This is a genomic window from Paraburkholderia tropica (assembly GCF_914484835.1).
Taxonomy (GTDB): Bacteria; Pseudomonadota; Gammaproteobacteria; order Burkholderiales; family Burkholderiaceae; genus Paraburkholderia; species Paraburkholderia tropica_A.
Map to the genome: position 1 here is coordinate 89407 of NZ_CAJZAR010000002.1, position 16497 is coordinate 105903.

General features: G+C 66.6%; 12 protein-coding genes. 9 read left to right on the forward strand and 3 right to left on the reverse strand.

Annotation, left to right across the window (positions count from 1 at the left end; genetic code table 11):
- Positions 1-230: 230 nt before the first annotated feature.
- On the reverse strand, positions 231-2111 hold the full coding sequence (locus LDO54_RS01200) for a hypothetical protein (protein ID WP_224004908.1): 1881 nt from the start codon (positions 2109-2111) through the stop codon (positions 231-233).
- A 178-nt stretch (positions 2112-2289) separates the two neighbouring features.
- On the opposite strand from LDO54_RS01200, the gene LDO54_RS01205 reads away from it, so the two are divergent.
- The 8 genes from LDO54_RS01205 (at position 2290) to LDO54_RS01240 (ending at position 13351) form a co-directional block, all read left to right on the forward strand.
- The gene (locus tag LDO54_RS01205; protein WP_224004911.1) at positions 2290-2661 is read left to right on the forward strand and encodes a hypothetical protein; all 372 of its coding nucleotides are present in this window, start codon (positions 2290-2292) and stop codon (positions 2659-2661) included.
- A 458-nt stretch (positions 2662-3119) separates the two neighbouring features.
- Positions 3120-4115, forward strand: coding sequence for a GlxA family transcriptional regulator (locus tag LDO54_RS01210; RefSeq protein WP_065065081.1), 996 nt, complete (start codon positions 3120-3122; stop codon positions 4113-4115).
- Between the two features lie 332 nt (positions 4116-4447).
- Entirely contained in the window at positions 4448-5944 is a 1497-nt protein-coding gene (locus LDO54_RS01215; protein WP_224004913.1) for a mannose-1-phosphate guanylyltransferase/mannose-6-phosphate isomerase, read from the forward strand.
- A gap of 31 nt (positions 5945-5975) precedes the next feature.
- On the forward strand, positions 5976-7364 hold the full coding sequence (locus LDO54_RS01220) for an undecaprenyl-phosphate glucose phosphotransferase (RefSeq protein ID WP_224004916.1): 1389 nt from the start codon (positions 5976-5978) through the stop codon (positions 7362-7364).
- A gap of 108 nt (positions 7365-7472) precedes the next feature.
- Positions 7473-9698, forward strand: coding sequence for a polysaccharide biosynthesis tyrosine autokinase (locus LDO54_RS01225; protein WP_224004919.1), 2226 nt, complete (start codon positions 7473-7475; stop codon positions 9696-9698).
- Positions 9699-9775: 77 nt separating this feature from the next.
- On the forward strand, positions 9776-10894 hold the full coding sequence (gene gmd / locus LDO54_RS01230) for a GDP-mannose 4,6-dehydratase (RefSeq protein ID WP_224004937.1): 1119 nt from the start codon (positions 9776-9778) through the stop codon (positions 10892-10894).
- A gap of 5 nt (positions 10895-10899) precedes the next feature.
- Positions 10900-11871, forward strand: a complete 972-nt coding sequence (locus LDO54_RS01235) for a GDP-L-fucose synthase family protein (RefSeq protein WP_224004940.1) — start codon at positions 10900-10902, stop codon at positions 11869-11871.
- A gap of 148 nt (positions 11872-12019) precedes the next feature.
- Complete coding sequence (locus LDO54_RS01240) at positions 12020-13351, forward strand: glycosyltransferase WbuB (protein WP_224004943.1); 1332 nt, start codon at positions 12020-12022, stop codon at positions 13349-13351.
- Between the two features lie 100 nt (positions 13352-13451).
- On the opposite strand, the gene LDO54_RS01245 is transcribed toward LDO54_RS01240, so the two are convergent.
- Entirely contained in the window at positions 13452-14093 is a 642-nt protein-coding gene (locus LDO54_RS01245; protein WP_224004946.1) for a hypothetical protein, read from the reverse strand.
- Between the two features lie 312 nt (positions 14094-14405).
- Between LDO54_RS01245 and LDO54_RS01250 the strand changes: the two genes are divergently transcribed.
- Positions 14406-14996, forward strand: a complete 591-nt coding sequence (locus LDO54_RS01250) for a putative colanic acid biosynthesis acetyltransferase (protein ID WP_224005194.1) — start codon at positions 14406-14408, stop codon at positions 14994-14996.
- A 115-nt stretch (positions 14997-15111) separates the two neighbouring features.
- On the opposite strand, the gene LDO54_RS01255 is transcribed toward LDO54_RS01250, so the two are convergent.
- Positions 15112-16398, reverse strand: coding sequence for a polysaccharide biosynthesis/export family protein (locus LDO54_RS01255; RefSeq protein WP_224004950.1), 1287 nt, complete (start codon positions 16396-16398; stop codon positions 15112-15114).
- Positions 16399-16497: the final 99 nt, after the last annotated feature.

The following is a 16497-nucleotide window of genomic DNA, read 5'->3' on the forward strand; positions in this document are numbered from 1 at the left end:
CTCGTATGCGTGGCGGACGACTGGACGAAACCGGCGAAGCAGGCCGCAGCGCGTTCAACAGCAGTCTAGGCGTGCCAATTTTGCGGCGCACTGTCGTTTGCCGCCTAAGTTTCGCTATCGCGGGCCAAGTTGCGCATTCCCGGTTGCCGCGGCGATTCGATTGGCGTAACGATCCCACGTATTGAAGCGGCGGCGTGCAATGCAGCCCCGACCGCGCACGCCGATGAGATTCAACGCGCGACGTATCCCGCCGGCGTGATCGCGTTCGCCTTCGCGATCGCCGCGTTCCCCGACACCACATAGACCGGCGATTCGGTCAGGCTCAGCGGCAGCATGCCGTCCTTGTAGCTCATCGTGCGCGCGTTGCCCATCATGTCGAACACGCTCACGTTGCCCGCGCTGCCGCGCGCGTCCACCGGCAGCGCCCAGTTGGTCGCGCGTTTCGCGTCGAAGCCGACGTTCGCGCTCCAGCGCGCGTCGTCGTGGCTCCAGAGCGCGGTGACGATCTTGCCGTCGGGGCGCGCGAACGCGTACGCGTAGACGCCCGGCGGCGTGTTGCGCAGCGCGCCGAGCGTGATCGTGCCGTCGACGATGCGCGTCATCGCCGCGACCGCGAGCGCGGCCGGTTTCGGGCTGATGTTGCCCGCGCCGTACGCGCCATCCGCGTGATCGAGTTCGAAGAACACGCCATAGCCCGCCGAGGTCTGCGGCATGTCCTGCGAATAGAACACGAAGGTCACGTCGGCGCCTTCGCCGAGCATGATCAGATGCGTGCGCGCGACCACCGCGCCTTGCGCGTAGAGCGTTTGCGCGTCGGGATAACGCGGGCCATATGTCTTGCCGATGTCGTAGCTGATGCCGGTTTCGGTGACGAACAGCGGCGCGCCGGGCTTGAGCAGATCGCGCATCGTGGCGCGCAGATCGCGCATCGCCATGGGCAGCGCGGGGCCTTTGCCCGTGGGCGTGTCGATCACGCGTTCGGGCGGATGCGAGGGGCTCGTGCCGAAGTCGTAGTAGCCGTGGATCGTCAGGCCGTCGAGATAGTTCTGAATGTTCAGTTTTGCGAAGTGTTTGAGCCACTTGGTGTTGTCGCTGACGCCCGAGTACGTGAGGCCCATCACGACGGCGTTCGGATCTGTCGCGTGGATGCCCTGATACACCGACGCATAGGTCGCGACGAAATTCGCGTCGGAGTCGCGCCAGGGCAGGCCGCCGTCGGGGTCGGGTTCCCACGTCACCTGATAGTAATTGCGCGACTGGCGCGGGAAAATCTTGGCGCGCACGCGCGCGGACTCGGTGCCCACGCGCGTCATGAACTCGCGCAGCGCGGCCTGCGAGGCGGGCGCGTAGCTGTGCGTGAAGTTGGTGTCCGTGATCTTCGCGGCCTTGTCGGGCGGCGCGGCCCACTTCGGAATGCCGTCGAGCAGGATCAGCCGCATGATGTCGCCGCGCTCGAACCAGCTCGCGAGCTGCGGTTTGGACGGATCGAAAGTGTTCGGCGCGTCCGGCTCCATCGTGTACCACTTGCGCTCGTCGTTGGCCCACGTGAGGCCGAGATCGGTATAGAGCGGACGATAGCCGTCGCCGCCGCAGCAGTGCTGGCCCGGCGCGATGAACGCGGTGCCCTGGCCGCCGAAGCGGTGCAGGTCCTGACGCGCGAGACGCGGCTCGGGCAGCACGGCGCTCACGTCCGGCAGCACGCCGAAACTCGCGATGCCGCCCGGACGCGTGCCGCGTCGAGGCAGCGTGCCGTCGGGGTCCGATGCCATCGACGCGAGCGTGGCGCTGAACGCGAAGTAGCCCGCTTGCGGCATCGTGCAGGTGAGCGTCGTCACGCGCTTGCCGGGCGCCACGGCGAAGGAGCCGGTCGCTTGCGGGCGGCTCCACGTGTCGTCGATCTGCCATTGGACCTTGTCGTTGCCGCGTGCGCGCGTGACGACGTCGATGCGCACGCTCTTGCCGCGAGGAAAGAGACGCGTGCCGTCGCTGCCCGGCGTGTCGGCCGTGATCGGATCGTCGCCCGCGGGCGCGGCGGCCGCGTCGCCGGGCGCGTTACGGCACACGACGGCCTCGTCGGCGCGGCAGGTGGCGGCGCCCAGCGCGCCGAACATCAGCACGCACGCGAAGAATGCGAACCTCGCGCTTGCGCCACGTTGGCCACGCTGGCCACGTAGGCCGCGTGTCGCGTGGTGATGGCGCGCGTTGTCATTGTGCTGATGTTTCGAACGCTTGAGTGTTGCGGCCACGCTTGCCGCCACGTTCACGAGCGCAAACACAGCGGTCTGCGCGATGGCGCTTCGCAAGCCGCGTGTCAGCCACGCGTCGGGGATCGATCGATCCGACCTGTCACGTGCGATGAATGCAGTCGTGTGCGGCGCAGCAGCACCTGGCGCGATTGGCCAGGTTTTGCGCGCATTGTGTGTCGGCCACGCATCACGCGAACGCGCGAGTGCGGATATCGTGCAATATCGCAGCGGATTCATCGGCGGATTCCTGACTCGGTTTCGCGGGTTAAAAGAGCATGAAAAACCAAGCCTAAAGGCTGCCGATGAACGTGCGCCGCCAGGCTTCAGTCGTTTCGCGCAATTCTGTGCGCTGGCCCACATAATTCACACAAATACGCCAATGCGTATCGATAAAACAACTGCAATTGTTATCTGATATTGTGCAGTGCAACTTGATTTAAAAACGTCTAATATCCTGTCAGTGCGTATGAAATTGACGCTTTCAGGTTAATTTTACGTCTTTAAATCAGACGAATAAGCGCGCTGTCTTTGTATTCCCGCCTCATTCCATCCTGCGCGATGCGTAAAGATCGGAAGACTCCGTAGTATTCGTCGTATCAATGGTGCGTTTGTCGAGGCTTTAATCTGAGCCATTCCGCGGACCACCGGCCATTATTCGACATATCGATCGAATGGTCGCCGGGGCGGATTGCGTCTGATCGAAGCCGTGATGCACATGCTTCAAATCGGTCCGCGACCGGACTAAATGCGCCAATGTCTCGCCACTTTCGGTCAGTCGTCGTTGCGCGATTTTTTATCTGCCTATGATGCACTGCACACGGAATGCTATTACCAGGACTTTTCACTAGGACGGGGGCTGTTTAGGGGAAAAGCATGGCATACGCAAGTCTGGATTTGCCGTCGTTTGCTCACCCGCATTTCGTTACCGCGGGTGTGAGTCGTGAAGTGCGTCATATCGCAATACTGCTTTTCGATGGCTGTTCGTTGCTTGGTGCCGGTATCGTGGCGGAAGTGTTTCATGTCGCCAACGAGTTGTCGTCCGATACCGCCAGGCGCTCGCCTTACGATGTCAGCATTCTTTCCGCCGATGGCGGCAACGTCACCTGCTCGTCGTCGGTGCGCGTGTGGACGGACGGCCTCGATGCGCGTCATTACGTCGGCTTCGACGCGCTGTTCGTCGCGGGCGGCAAGGGCGCTTTCGCCGCGGCCAACGACGAACGCTTGATCGCGTGGCTGCGTCATGTGCATGCGAACACCGCGACCATCCGGCCGATCGGTGAAGGACGTTCGTTGCTCGAAGCCGCGAATCTGTGCGGCCAGCGCACGCAGCGCGAGTTCGGCTCCTACGCGATGCAGAACACGCGTGAGGACGCGGGCGGCGACGCCGGCGACCGGCTCGAGTCGATGAAGAGTGCGCTTACGCTCGTCAAACGCGATCTCGGCGTGGACGTTGCGCGCGCCGTGACCGAGCGGCTGATGCCCGATTCGGGCGGCAACCTCTTGCCGTTTCTCGGCGATGCGCTCGGCAGCGCGCCCGCCGACAAGGTGAGGGCGGCCGCGCGCTGGCTGCAGGAGAATTGCCAGCGGACGATCTCGATCGCCGACGCCGCGCAGGTTGCGGCGATGAGCGAGCGGAATTTTCTGCGCCGTTTCAAGCTGGAGATGGGCATCACGCCATCGGACTATCTATTGCATGCACGGTTGGCGATCACCTGCAGTCTGCTCACGGATTCGGAGTTGCCGGTCGACAAGATCGCGCGGCGCACGGGCATGGGCAACGGCGACCGTCTCGCGAAAATTTTCCGTAAACGCATGATGATCTCGCCCTCCGAATATCGCGAGCAAAGCCGCCGGGAAGCGGGCGGATGAACCTCGCAGCCGCTCGCCGGCATGCCGCGCGAAGCTGCGCGGTATGGCGCGGCGGCGCACGGGCATGCACGAGTCCGCATGAACATACATGAGCCCGCATGAGCCGCTAGTGCGCGGATACTGAGCCACAAGCCACAGGTCCGATAGCCGCCTGTCTGCATGTCGACGCGGCCGTCCATCGCCTCTATCGTTTTGCCGCCGCTTGTTCGCGGTCCCGGGTCGCTTGTCGCGAGACACGGCGATCCCGCCAGATATGCAGGAGTCCGAACATGATGCAAAGATCAGGGATTCAGCAATCCGCCGCTCAACCACCGATGCCACCTCTGCCACCCATGGCGTCCGAGCCGACGCCGCAAGCGCCGATCGCGCAGGACACGGCGTGCACGCGCATCGTCCCCGTCGTGCTGGCGGGCGGTTCGGGCACGCGGCTGTGGCCGATGTCGCGCGAGCACTTTCCGAAGCAACTGATTGGCGTGGTCGGCAGCGACACGCTTTTGCAGGCCACCGTGCATCGCCTCGACGGCTTCTCGCCCGAATGGCAGGTCGCGGGCGCGCCGATCGTCGTCTGCGGCGAGGCGCATCGTTTCGTAATCTCCGATCAATTACACGCGTGCGGCATCGATGCGCGGCTCGTCGTCGAGCCCGCACGCCGCGACACCGCGCCTGCGCTCACGCTCGGCGCCGCGCTCGCGAGCGCCAACGGCGACGACGCGATTCTCGTGGTGATGCCGTCCGATCACGCCATCGCCGACGTGAAGGCCTTGCAGCGCGCGCTCGAATGCGCCGCGCGCCACGCACAACGCGGCGCCATCGTCACGCTCGGCGTGCCGCCGCGCTCGCCGGAAACGGGCTTCGGCTACATCCGCATCGGCGAGGCGCTCGAAGCGGGCGCGCATCGCATCGACGGCTTCGTCGAAAAGCCCGCGCCGGAACTCGCCACGCAGTACGTGGCGCAAGGCGGCTACTGGTGGAACAGCGGCATCTTCGTGATGCGCGCGAGCGTATGGCTCGAAGCGCTGCGCGCGTTGCAGCCCGACATGCATGCGGCCTGCCTCGCGTCCTTCGTCGGCGGCCAGCAGGACGGCGACGTGTTCCGTCCGTCGGCGCAGGCCTTCGCGGGCACACCCGCCGATTCGATCGACTACGCGGTGATGGAGCGTCTTTCGGGCAGCAACGGCTGGGCGCCCGAGGGCGTGGTGGTGGCGCTCGACGCGGGCTGGTCGGATCTCGGCTCGTGGGACGCCGTGTGGGCCGCGATGGACAAGGACGAAGCGGGCAACGTGGGACGCGGGCGCGTGATCTTCGAAGGCGCCGTGGCGAGCTACGCGCATTCGGAAGGCCGCCTCGTGGCGTGCGTGGGCACGACCAATCTCGTGGTGGTCGAAACCGCCGACGCCGTGCTCGTGGTCGATCGCTCGAAAGTGCAGGACGTGAAGGGACTGGTCGCGCGCATCAAGGCGCAGCATGCGCCCGAAGCCGACGCGCACCGCAAGGTGCAGCGCCCGTGGGGCTTCTACGACTCGATCGATCAGGGCGAGCGCTTCCAGGTCAAGCGCATCGTCGTGACGCCGGGCGCGCGGCTCTCGCTGCAGCTGCATCATCACCGCGCCGAACACTGGACGGTGGTGCGCGGCACCGCGCTCGTCACACGTGGTGAGGAATCCTTCCTGTTGAGCGAGAACGAATCGACCTATATTCCGCTGGGCACGCGCCATCGACTCGAGAATCCCGGCAAGGTGCCGCTCGAGATCATCGAGGTGCAGTCGGGCGCGTACCTGGGCGAGGACGACATCGTCCGTTTCGACGATACCTACGGACGCTGCAATTGAGCGGCCCGGCACGATCGGCAAGGTGACCGACATGCGCGAGCTTCAAAATCTGATGGCGAGAGTGCTGGACGTGACGGCGGTGTTCGTCGGCGCGAGTGTGGCGGCGCAGATTCGTTTCGACGATCTCACGCCGCGTGGCATGAACGAGGCATTCGTTTTGCTGGCGGCGGCGTTCGCGCTCGTGATCTTTCCGGCGTTCGAACTCTATCAATCGTGGCGCGGCCGTTCCAAGGCGTTGATGGCCGGGCAGGTGGCGGTGGCGTGGATCGTCGTGCAGGGCTGCGCGCTGATCGCCATGTACTCGACGATGCATCACGTCGATGCGGTTTCGCGGCTCTGGTTCGCGTACTGGACCGCGGTGGCCGCCGGGCTCCTGATTGCATGGCGCGTGATCGCGCACGGCGTGCTCTCGCACGTGCGGCGCGCGGGCATGAACCTGCATCAGGTGGCGATTGCGGGATCGGCGGCGCAGTGCGACGAGATCGTGCGGCGCATCGATTCGGAACCGGGCTCGGGCTTTCGCGCTTCGGCGCTTTACAACACCGTGCCCGAGACGCCGCCGCGCAACGGCACCGGCGCCGCGCTGTGCGACACGATCGAAGGCTTCGCGCAGTACATCCGCGAGCACGATGTGCACGAACTGTGGCTTGCGCTCTCGCTCGCTGAGGAGCGCACGGTGGTGCGTCTCGTCACCGAGTTCCGCAACGACCTCGTGAACATCCGCTTCATTCCCGACGTGCGTTCGCTCGCGCTGTTCGACACCAGCAGCGTGATCGAGCTGCTCGGCGTGCCCGCGATCAATCTCGTGGCCTCGCCGCTGCCCGCGAGCGCGCAGTTCAAGAAGGCCGTGTTCGACCGCGTGTTCGCGACCTGCGCGCTCATTAGCCTGACGCCGGTGCTGCTCGGCATTTCGGTCGCGGTGAAGCTCTCGTCGCCGGGACCGATTCTGTTCAAGCAGCGCCGCAAGGGCGCGGACGGCCGCGTGTTCACGATCTACAAGTTCCGCACGATGCGCGTGCACTGCGAGGCCGCCGGCACGCTCAGCCAGGCCACGCGCGGCGACCGCCGCGTGACGCGTGTGGGCGCGTTCCTGCGCCGCACGAGTCTCGACGAGCTGCCGCAGTTCTACAACGTGCTGCGCGGCGACATGTCGGTGGTCGGCCCACGCCCGCACGCGCTCGAACACGACGACCTCTATCAGCGTGTGGTGACGGGCTACATCCACCGTTACCGCATCAAGCCCGGCATCACCGGCTGGGCGCAGGTCAACGGTTTTCGCGGCGAGACTGACCGGCTCGAAAAAATGGAGCTGCGCGTCGCGCACGATCTGTATTACCTGGGCCACTGGTCGTTCTGGCTCGACATGCGCATCATCGCGGCGACGATCGCGCATGGACTGTTCAGCCCGAACGCCTATTGAGCGCTCGGGCCCTGGAGCCGCGCGGTCCGGTCCCCGCGCGGCTCCCGCATGCGAAGCGCGCAGCCGACGCGCGGCGCATGGGTTTCACCGGATCTCGGGAGACGGAAGATGGCGATGAACTATGTTGACGGCGGCTACGCCGTGAGCACCGAAGAGCGGTATCTGGGCGATTACCTGCAAACGATCGTCGCCAACTGGCGCACGATCGCGATCGTGACGCTCGCGGTCACGCTGCTGGGCGCGAGCTACGCGTTTCTCGCGAGGCCGACGTATCGCGCCGACGTGATGTTCCATCTCGTCGACAAGGCGGACAACGGCAAGAAGGATGCGGGCCTGCCGCCGATCAACGGCATGTTCGACGAAAAGACCTCGGCCAACGGCGAGATCGAGATGTTGAAGTCGCGGCTCGTCACGCAGGAAACGGTGAACCGGCTGCATCTGGACATCGGCGCGAAGCCGCGCGAAATGCCCGTGATCGGCGGCCTGCTCGCGGGGCTCGAAAACGGCAGCTGGGGCATCAAGCTGCCCGCGTTCCTGCGCTCGAATAATTACGCGTGGGGACGCGGCGAGATCACGGTGTCGCGTTTCGATACGCCCGACGCGCTCTACGACCAGGACTTCACGCTGGTCGCGGGCGAGGACGGCGCGTATGTGCTGCGCGACCCCGAGGGCGTCGCGCTACTCGAAGGCCGCGTGGGCGAGGATGTCTCCGCCAACACGGCCGACGGTCCGATCTCGCTGCACGTCGACCGCCTGAACGGCCCGGCGGGCACGCCGTTTTCGCTGACGCGCGCCTCGACGCTCACCACCGTCGAGCGGCTGCAACGCGCGCTCGACGTGTCCGAAGTGGGCCTGCAGTCGGGCGTGATCCGCGCGAGCCTCGAAGGCCACGACAGCAAGCTCACGGCCGGCATCCTCAACAGCATGGCGCACGAGTTCATCCGCCAGGACGTGCAGGGCCGCTCGGCCGAAGCCGAGCATATGCTCGCCTTCCTCGACGAACAACTGCCGCAACTGCGCAAGCAGCTCGACGACGCCGAGCAGAAGTACAACAACTTCCGCAATCAGCACGGCACCGTCGATCTCGGCGAGGAAAGCCGCCTGCTGCTGCAACAGGTCGTGGACAACAAGACGCGTCTCGAAGACCTGCAACAGCAGCGCGCCGAACTCGCGCAGCGCTTCACCGAGCATCACCCGGCCGTGGCCGCGCTCGACGCGCAGATCGCCGCGCTGTCCAGCTCGCAGGGCGCGCTCCAGAGCAAGGTCAAGAGCCTGCCCGACACCGAACAGGCGGCGGTGCGCCTGCTGCGCGACGTGCACGTGAATACCGAGCTTTACACGAACCTGCTCAACAGCGCCCAGCAACTGCGCGTGGCGAAGGCCGGTCAGGTCGGCGACGTGCGCGTGGTTGATTTCGCGGAACCGCCCGACGATCCGGTGCGCCCGAAGCGTGTGCTCGTGATCGTGCTGTCGATCGGCGCGGGCATCGTGCTCGGCATCCTGATCGCCTTCATGCGCAAGTCGCTGTACGGCGGCGTCGAGCGTCCCGACGAACTCGAAGCGGCGCTCGGCGTGCCGGTCTTCGCGGTGGTGCCGCGCAGCCACAAGCAACTGCGCCTGCAACATCATGTGGCGTCGCGCCGGCGCGGCCTGCACGTGCTCGCGCAGCAGTCGCCGCAGGACATCGCGGTCGAAGGCGTGCGCAGCCTGCGCACCACGCTGCAGCTCTCGCTCAACGAGGCGCGCAACAACATCGTGATGCTCACGGGCTCGCGGCCCGATATCGGCAAATCGTTCCTCTCGGTCAATCTCGCGGCGCTGGTCGCCTCGGTGAACAAGCGCGTGCTGATCGTCGACGGCGACATGCGGCGCGGCGACGTGCACTCGCACTTCGGCATCGCGCATCAACTGGGTCTCTCCGACGTGCTGCTCGGCGCTGACCTGAACGCCGCGATCCAGCGCGAAGTGCTGCCGGGTCTCGACGTGCTCGCGAAGGGCTCGCTGCACGCGCATCCGTCCGAGCTGCTGATGAGCGCGCGCTTCGAATCGCTGCTCGAAGAACTCAAGTCGAAGTACGACATCGTGATCGTCGATACGCCGCCGGTGCTCGCGGTGACCGACTCGACCGTGATCGGGCGTTATGCGGGTACGACGCTGCTCGCGATCCGCCACGGCCGGCATCCGCTTTCGGAGCTGGAAGAGACGGCCAAGCGGCTGCGCAACGGCGGCGTGAATCTGTGCGGCGTGCTGCTCACGGACGTGCCGCAAACGGGCGCGTTCGTCGGCGGCGGCTATCGCGGCGGCTACTACGGTTACGAAAGCATCGCAGGGTAAGTCCGCGGCGCGCCGGCCCGCGCGCGGGCGGCCGATGCGCCGAACAATCCATTTCGCTTTGACGCGAGGAGAGAACGATGGCTCGGAAGGTTGCGTTGATCACCGGCATCACCGGTCAGGACGGTTCGTATCTGGCAGAACTGCTGTTGAACAAGGGCTACGAGGTGCATGGCATCAAGCGCCGCTCGTCGCTGTTCAATACCGATCGGATCGACCATCTGTATCGCGACGTGCACGACCCGGAGCAGGGCATCCAGCTGCATCACGGCGAACTCACCGATTCGACGGCGCTGTTGCGCGTGATCCAGCGCGTCGGCCCCGACGAGATCTATAACCTCGCGGCGCAAAGCCACGTGGCGGTCTCGTTCGAGGAACCCGAATACACGGCGAACGCCGACGGACTCGGCACGCTGCGCATTCTCGAAGCGATCCGCATTCTCGGGCTCACGCAGAAAACGCGCTTCTATCAGGCGTCGACTTCGGAACTCTACGGGCTCGTGCAGGAAGTGCCGCAACGCGAGACCACGCCGTTCTATCCGCGCAGCCCGTATGCGGTCGCCAAGCTGTTCGCCTACTGGACCACGGTGAACTATCGCGAAGCGCACGGCATCTACGCGTGCAACGGCATTCTGTTCAATCACGAATCGCCGCAGCGCGGCGAGACCTTCGTCACGCGCAAGATCACGCGCGCGATCGCGCGCATCGCGGTCGGCCTGCAAAAAGAGCTGTATCTCGGCAATCTCTCGGCGATGCGCGACTGGGGCCACGCGCGCGATTACGTCGACATGCAATGGCGCATGCTTCAGCAGGAGACGCCCGAGGATTACGTGATCGCGACCGGCGTGCAGTACAGCGTGCGCGATTTCGTCCGCACGGCGGCGGAGGAACTCGGCATCACGGTGCGTTTCGAGGGCACGGGCGTCGATGAAGTGGGCATCGTCGAGCACGTGGAAGGGCGCGAGACGCGTCTCGCAGCGGGCGATGTGATCGTGCGCGTCGATCCGCGCTACTTCCGTCCGACCGAAGTGGAGACGCTGCTCGGCGACGCCACCAAGGCGCAGGAAAAGCTCGGCTGGCGTCCGACCACGTCGTTCCATTCGCTCGTCAAGGAAATGGTGCGCTCCGACTACCAGATCGCACGCCGCGACGCGCTCGTTACGCTCGCGGGCTTCCGCGCGCTCGAACATCACGAGTGACGAGCATGGACACGAACTCCCGCATCTTCGTGGCCGGCCATCGCGGCATGGTGGGCTCGGCGCTGGTGCGCGCGCTGCAGGCGCGCGGCTACTGGAACCTCGTCACGCGCACGCGCGCGGAACTCGATCTCACCGATCAGTCGGCCGTCGATGCGTTCTTCGACGCCGAGCAGATCGACGCGGTGCTGCTCGCGGCCGCGAAAGTCGGCGGCATTCTCGCGAACTCGACGCAGCCCGCGCAATTCGCGTACGACAATCTCGCGATCGAAACCAATGTGATCCGCGCGGCCTACAACACGGGCGTGGAGCGGCTGGTGTTCTTCGGGTCGTCGTGCATCTATCCGCGCGAATGTCCGCAGCCGATCCGCGAGACCTATCTGCTGACCTCGCCGCTGGAGCCGACCAACGAGGCCTATGCGATCGCGAAGATCGCGGGCCTCAAGCTCTGCGAGGCGTACAACCGGCAGTACGGCACGCACTACGTTTCGCTGATGCCGACCAATCTCTACGGTCCCAACGACAACTACGACCTCGGCAGCAGCCACGTGCTGCCGGCGCTGATCCGCAAGGCGCACGAGGCGCGCGCGAGCGGCGCGCGCTCGTTGACGGTGTGGGGCTCGGGCACGCCGCGCCGCGAGTTCCTGCACGTCGACGATCTCGCGGATGCGACGATCTTCGTGCTCGAGCACGAGACCGGCGACGGCGTCTACAACGTGGGCGTCGGCGAGGATCTGTCGATCCGCGAACTGGCCGAGCGCATCTGCGAGACGGTGGGCTTCGACGGCGAACTGGTGTTCGACACCAGCAAGCCCGACGGCACGCCGCGCAAGCTGCTCGACGTCTCGCGCCTCGGCGGACTCGGCTGGCGCGCGCATATCGGGCTGGGTGAGGGACTCGCGCGCACTTACGGCGACTTCCTGCACACGCACGGCGCGCCCGTGCCCGAAGCCAGCGCCCACGCCCACGCCCACGCCTGAGCGGCCCGACTGACACGCGGTTGTTGTTGGCGGCGGGCGTCCTGTGCGGACCGGCGAATGGCGCCCGCTTTTTTTTCCGGTCCGGCGTGGCGTCGCGCGCCGTTCGGACAGGGCAGAACACGACAGAGCACGAACCTGGCACGAGCCGATGAGAATCCTGATCTACGGTCTGAATTTCGCGCCCGAAGTCGCGGGCGTCGGCAAGTACACGGCGGAAATGGTCGACCAGCTCGTGGCGCGCGGCCACGAGGTGCGCGTGGTGTGCGCGCCGCCGTATTACCCGCAATGGCGTGTGCAGGACGGCTATCGGGCGTGGCGCTACCGGCGCGAAAACTGGCACGGCGTGCCGGTGTCGCGCGCGCCGCTGTGGGTGCCGCCGAAGCCCGGCGGACTCAAGCGCATCATCCATCTGGCGAGCTTCGCGCTGATGTCGCTGCCGGTGCTCGTGCGCGAGGCGCGCTGGCGTCCGCAGGCCGCGATGCTGATCGCGCCGACCTTGTTCTGCGCGCCGGGCCTGCTCACGGTGGCGCGCTTGATCGGCGCGAAAACCTGGCTGCATATTCAGGACTTCGAAGTGGACGCCGCGTTCGATCTCGGCCTGCTGCAAGGCGGCGCGGGTTCGCGCGTCGCCAGCCTCGCGCGCGCGTTCGAACGCGCGGTGCTGCGGCGCTTCGACGTGGTCTCGTCGATCTCGCCGCGCATGGTCGAGCGCGCCGTCGACAAGGGCGTGGACGCGGCGCGCGCCGTGTCGCTGCCCAACTGGGTCGACACGCACGCGATCTTTCCGCTGCCGCAGCCGAGCGTCTATCGCGCGAAGCTCGGCATTCCGCTCGATCATACGGTGGTGCTGTACTCGGGCAGCATGGGCGCGAAGCAGGGCATCGAAATTCTCGCCGATGTGGCGGCGACGCTCGCGGTGCGACCCGACATCAGCTTCGTGTTTTGCGGCGACGGCGCGGGCAAGGCCGATCTCGAAGCGCGCTGCGCGACGCTGCCGAACTGCCACGTGCTGCCCTTGCAGCCGACGGCGATGCTCAACGAACTGCTCAATGTCGCCGACATACACGTGCTGCCGCAGCGTAACGACGCCGCCGATCTCGTCATGCCTTCGAAGCTGACCGGCATGCTCGCGAGCGGGCGCGCCGTGGTGGCGATGGCGCGGCCCGGCACGAGTCTCGCCGACGTGGTGACGGAAACCGGCATCGTGGTGCCGCCCGAAGACGGCGCGGCGCTTGCGCAGGCGATCGTCGCGCTCGCCGCCGATCCGGCGCGGCGCGCGGCGCTCGGCCAGGCCGCGCGGCATTACGCGCAGCGCATGCTGTCGCCGCACGCGATCATCGGCGCGCTGGAGGCGCGGCTGGCGGCGCTGGTGGGTGCGATCGTGGGCGACGAGGCGGTGGTGGCCGCGCAGGCGTCGGCGCAAGATCAGGCCGAGGCGACCGGCGCGCCGCTCAGCGAGGTCGAGCACCGCGACGCGTGATGGGTGTGTGGGATCGCGGCGGCTTCGGCGCGTGTTACGGCACGCGCCGAAGCGATTCAGTTTCGTGGCGAGCTTCGTCGCGTGCGCGATACGTTGCGCGTCACCACGGCGAGCGATACAGCTGCGCGGCGGCCGCGCGTTGCGAGCCATACGGATTGCCGTAGATCTTGGCGGTCGGCGAGGTGGTGCTTGCGCCCCAGTCGTAGGCCGCCCAGCCGCCGCCTTGCGCGCCCGAGGCGGCGTTGTCCGGCCTGGCGTGCGTGATGCGGCTGTGCGTGCTGCTGCGGCCCGCGCTGGCGCCGTTCATCGCGCTGGCGCCGCGCGCGCGGCTCGATGCGCCGCTACCTGTCCCGCGGCCGCCGCCGCCCGATGCGCCAGTGCCCGTCGCATAGAAGTCGGTCGGGCTCACGATGTGCATCCGCGATTCGGTCGTCAAAGCTTTTTCCTGGCCTTCGGGCGAGGCGCCGTCGCTGCTATAGGCGCCACCGCCGCCATACGGATTGTGTGACGCACCCGGGCTGCCGAGCAGGCGCTGTTCGTCGGCGCGAGCGCGGCGCGCGGCGGCGGTGAGTGCGCTCTCCCCGCTGGCGGAGCCGCGCTGGCCATTCGCCGACGCCGAGGTGCCCGACGCCGCGTCGCCCTGCGCGTGCACGATCGACGGCCACGCCGCGAGCGCCGCGCAGAGCGTGACGAGCGCGGCAAGCGGAATCATCGGCGGATACGGACGGCGAGGCGTGATCATGAGCGTCATTCCCGCGCGCCGCACGGTGCGGCGCCATGCTTGCATGGTGCCCACGCTGCGTCGCGTGGCTGCGCCAAAACCCCGGCCATCTCGGCCACGCGTGCGAGGCGCGCGGGCCGCCGCCCGATAATGGAGGCGCTTGCCGTCGTGCAATCGAAGCCGCGCCACCCCTACAGCAGCATCACGACCGGCAAGATCGACAAGATCGACAAGAGCCACAAGATCAACAAGCGAAGTCGAACCGGCCCCGACGGGCAAGGAGCGCGCATGGCTGAAACGGGCGAAGGATACGCGGCGCACGCCGCTGGCGCGATGCCGCCGCCGCGTGCGCAGGAAGCCCCCGCCGCGCGCGCGGATCTGCCTGTGATCGATCTGAGCCGCGCGGGCAAGGGCAATTACGTCGCGCGGCGCGGCAAGCTCGTGCAGGCCGCGTGGTACATCGTCGAGACCTGCGTGCTCGATAACCGCCTGCTGCCGTTCTCGGCGCTGCGCGTGGGGCTGCTGCGGCTGTTCGGCGCGAAGGTCGGGCACGGCTGCCGCCTCGTGCATCCGATGCGCGTCAAGGCGCCGTGGAATCTCGAACTCGGCGATCACTGCTGGATCGGCGTCGACGTCTGGCTCTACAACCAGGCGCCCATCCGCATCGGCTCGAACGTCTGTCTTTCGCAGGGCGCGTTTCTGAGCGCGGGCTCGCACGACATGCGCACGAACATGGATCTGCGCGTCGCGCCCATCGTGATCGAGGACGGCGTCTGGGTGTCGTCGAAATGCGTGGTGCAGATGGGCGTGACGATCGGGCGCTCTGCCGTCGTCACGCCGCTCTCGGTCGTGCATCGCTCGCTCGAAGCGGGCGGCGTGTATGGCGGCAATCCGTGCCGGTTCATACGCTGGCGTTTCGAGTGAGCTGCGAATAAGCCGCGAATAAGCCGCGAACAAGAAAGCGCGCGAACATAAAAAACGGGCCCTTGAAACAGGGCCCGTTTTGCGTGAAGCGCGTCACTACGCGAAGCGTCGTCGATCAATAGCCATACCCCACGGCTCGCCCGGCCGAGGCCGCCTGCGTGCTCGGCAGGATCAGGTTCACCACGCGGCTCCACTTCACGAGCGACGAGGCGTCGACGAAGATCACATCGCTCGGATTCAGCTCGAACTCGTCGGCGGTGGCCATCGATTCGGGCGACGAGGCGTCCAGGTGATACACGGTGCGGTGGCCTTCCTTCTGTCCGCGCACGACGTAGACCTGCGAGGCGTCGCCGGAACCCTGGCTGATGCCGCCCGCGTTGCCGAGCGCCTCGTTGAGCGTGAGGCGGCCGTTGTCGAGCGGAATGCTGCCCGGATGCCCGACTTCGCCCAGCACGTAGACCTTGCTGTCGTTCTCCGAATAGACGCGGATCAGGTCGCCGTTCTGCAGGATGATGTTGTCGGGATTCACGCCCTTCTTGATCATGTCGGGAATGTTCACGAGCACCGTCTTCTTGCCGCGCGTCACGCTCACGCGCGAACGGTCGCCCGCCGCCGTGAAGCCGCCCGCGCGGTTGATCGCCTCGGGCAGCGACATCGTCATGTCGTTGAGCACCATCAGGCCCGGCGTGCGCACCTCGCCGTCCACATAGACGCGGCGGCTGCGATACGCCTCGATGCGCAGCGTCACCTGCGGATTGTGCAGATAGTACGAGAGCTTGCTGGCGACGAGATTGCGCGCGTCGAGTTCGGTCAGTCCGGCCACGTGGATCGGCCCGACGTACGCGACCTGGATCGTGCCTGACGAATCGACCGTATAGCCCGACACCACCTGGCTCGTGCTCTGATCCTGCTGGCTGTTGCTGCCGGTCGAGGAGGTCGGCAGATTCATCTCGGGGTGATCCCAGACGACGATGGACAGCACGTCGCCGGGGCCGAGCGTATAGGGCTTGGGCGTGCCGAACAGCGACTCGACGTCGTTGGGCACGATAGTCGGTCTCGCGGCGTGTTCCTTCGCGATCAGCGCGGGGTTGATTTCGATGAGCGCGTTCGGCGGCGGAGCGTCGTTGTTCGTGCCGCCCGAAGCGTGCGCCGCTTCGGTGGCGGCCTTCGCCTGCGTGACGCTCGACGGCGCGGTCATGCCCGGCGAGAACGCGCAGCCCGCGAGCAGCGAAACGAGCGCGGCCAATGCCGTCGCCGCGCTCAGCGCGCCGCGCCGTTTTGCGCGTCCGTACGGTGCGGATGCGCCTGCTTGTGTGATCGCCTGTGTGACTGCCTGTTTATCCGCGAGCGCCGCAGCGTCGGCGCCCGTCACGCTCGAACCACCCGATATGCTGTGTGACATAGCCTTGTCCCCTCAGTTCAGGAATCGCTTACCCCCGGCCGGCGCGCGCATCGCGATCTCGCGCGGCGCCGTTCCGTCGCGACGCGGCCTGACTGCACC

Excerpts from the sequence above, each read along its gene's own strand:
- LDO54_RS01255 (WP_224004950.1), bottom strand. The coding sequence starts at position 16,398 with ATGTCACACAGCATATCGGGTGGTTCGAGCGTGACGGGCGCCGACGCT.
- LDO54_RS01225 (WP_224004919.1), top strand. The coding sequence starts at position 7,473 with ATGGCGATGAACTATGTTGACGGCGGCTACGCCGTGAGCACCGAAGAG.
- LDO54_RS01250 (WP_224005194.1), top strand. The coding sequence starts at position 14,406 with ATGCCGCCGCCGCGTGCGCAGGAAGCCCCCGCCGCGCGCGCGGATCTG.
- LDO54_RS01210 (WP_065065081.1), top strand. The coding sequence starts at position 3,120 with ATGGCATACGCAAGTCTGGATTTGCCGTCGTTTGCTCACCCGCATTTC.
- LDO54_RS01245 (WP_224004946.1), bottom strand. The coding sequence starts at position 14,093 with ATGATCACGCCTCGCCGTCCGTATCCGCCGATGATTCCGCTTGCCGCG.
- LDO54_RS01220 (WP_224004916.1), top strand. The coding sequence starts at position 5,976 with ATGCGCGAGCTTCAAAATCTGATGGCGAGAGTGCTGGACGTGACGGCG.
- LDO54_RS01205 (WP_224004911.1), top strand. The coding sequence starts at position 2,290 with ATGGCGCTTCGCAAGCCGCGTGTCAGCCACGCGTCGGGGATCGATCGA.
- LDO54_RS01235 (WP_224004940.1), top strand. The coding sequence starts at position 10,900 with ATGGACACGAACTCCCGCATCTTCGTGGCCGGCCATCGCGGCATGGTG.
- LDO54_RS01200 (WP_224004908.1), bottom strand. The coding sequence starts at position 2,111 with ATGTTCGGCGCGCTGGGCGCCGCCACCTGCCGCGCCGACGAGGCCGTC.
- LDO54_RS01240 (WP_224004943.1), top strand. The coding sequence starts at position 12,020 with ATGAGAATCCTGATCTACGGTCTGAATTTCGCGCCCGAAGTCGCGGGC.
- gmd (WP_224004937.1), top strand. The coding sequence starts at position 9,776 with ATGGCTCGGAAGGTTGCGTTGATCACCGGCATCACCGGTCAGGACGGT.
- LDO54_RS01215 (WP_224004913.1), top strand. The coding sequence starts at position 4,448 with ATGGCGTCCGAGCCGACGCCGCAAGCGCCGATCGCGCAGGACACGGCG.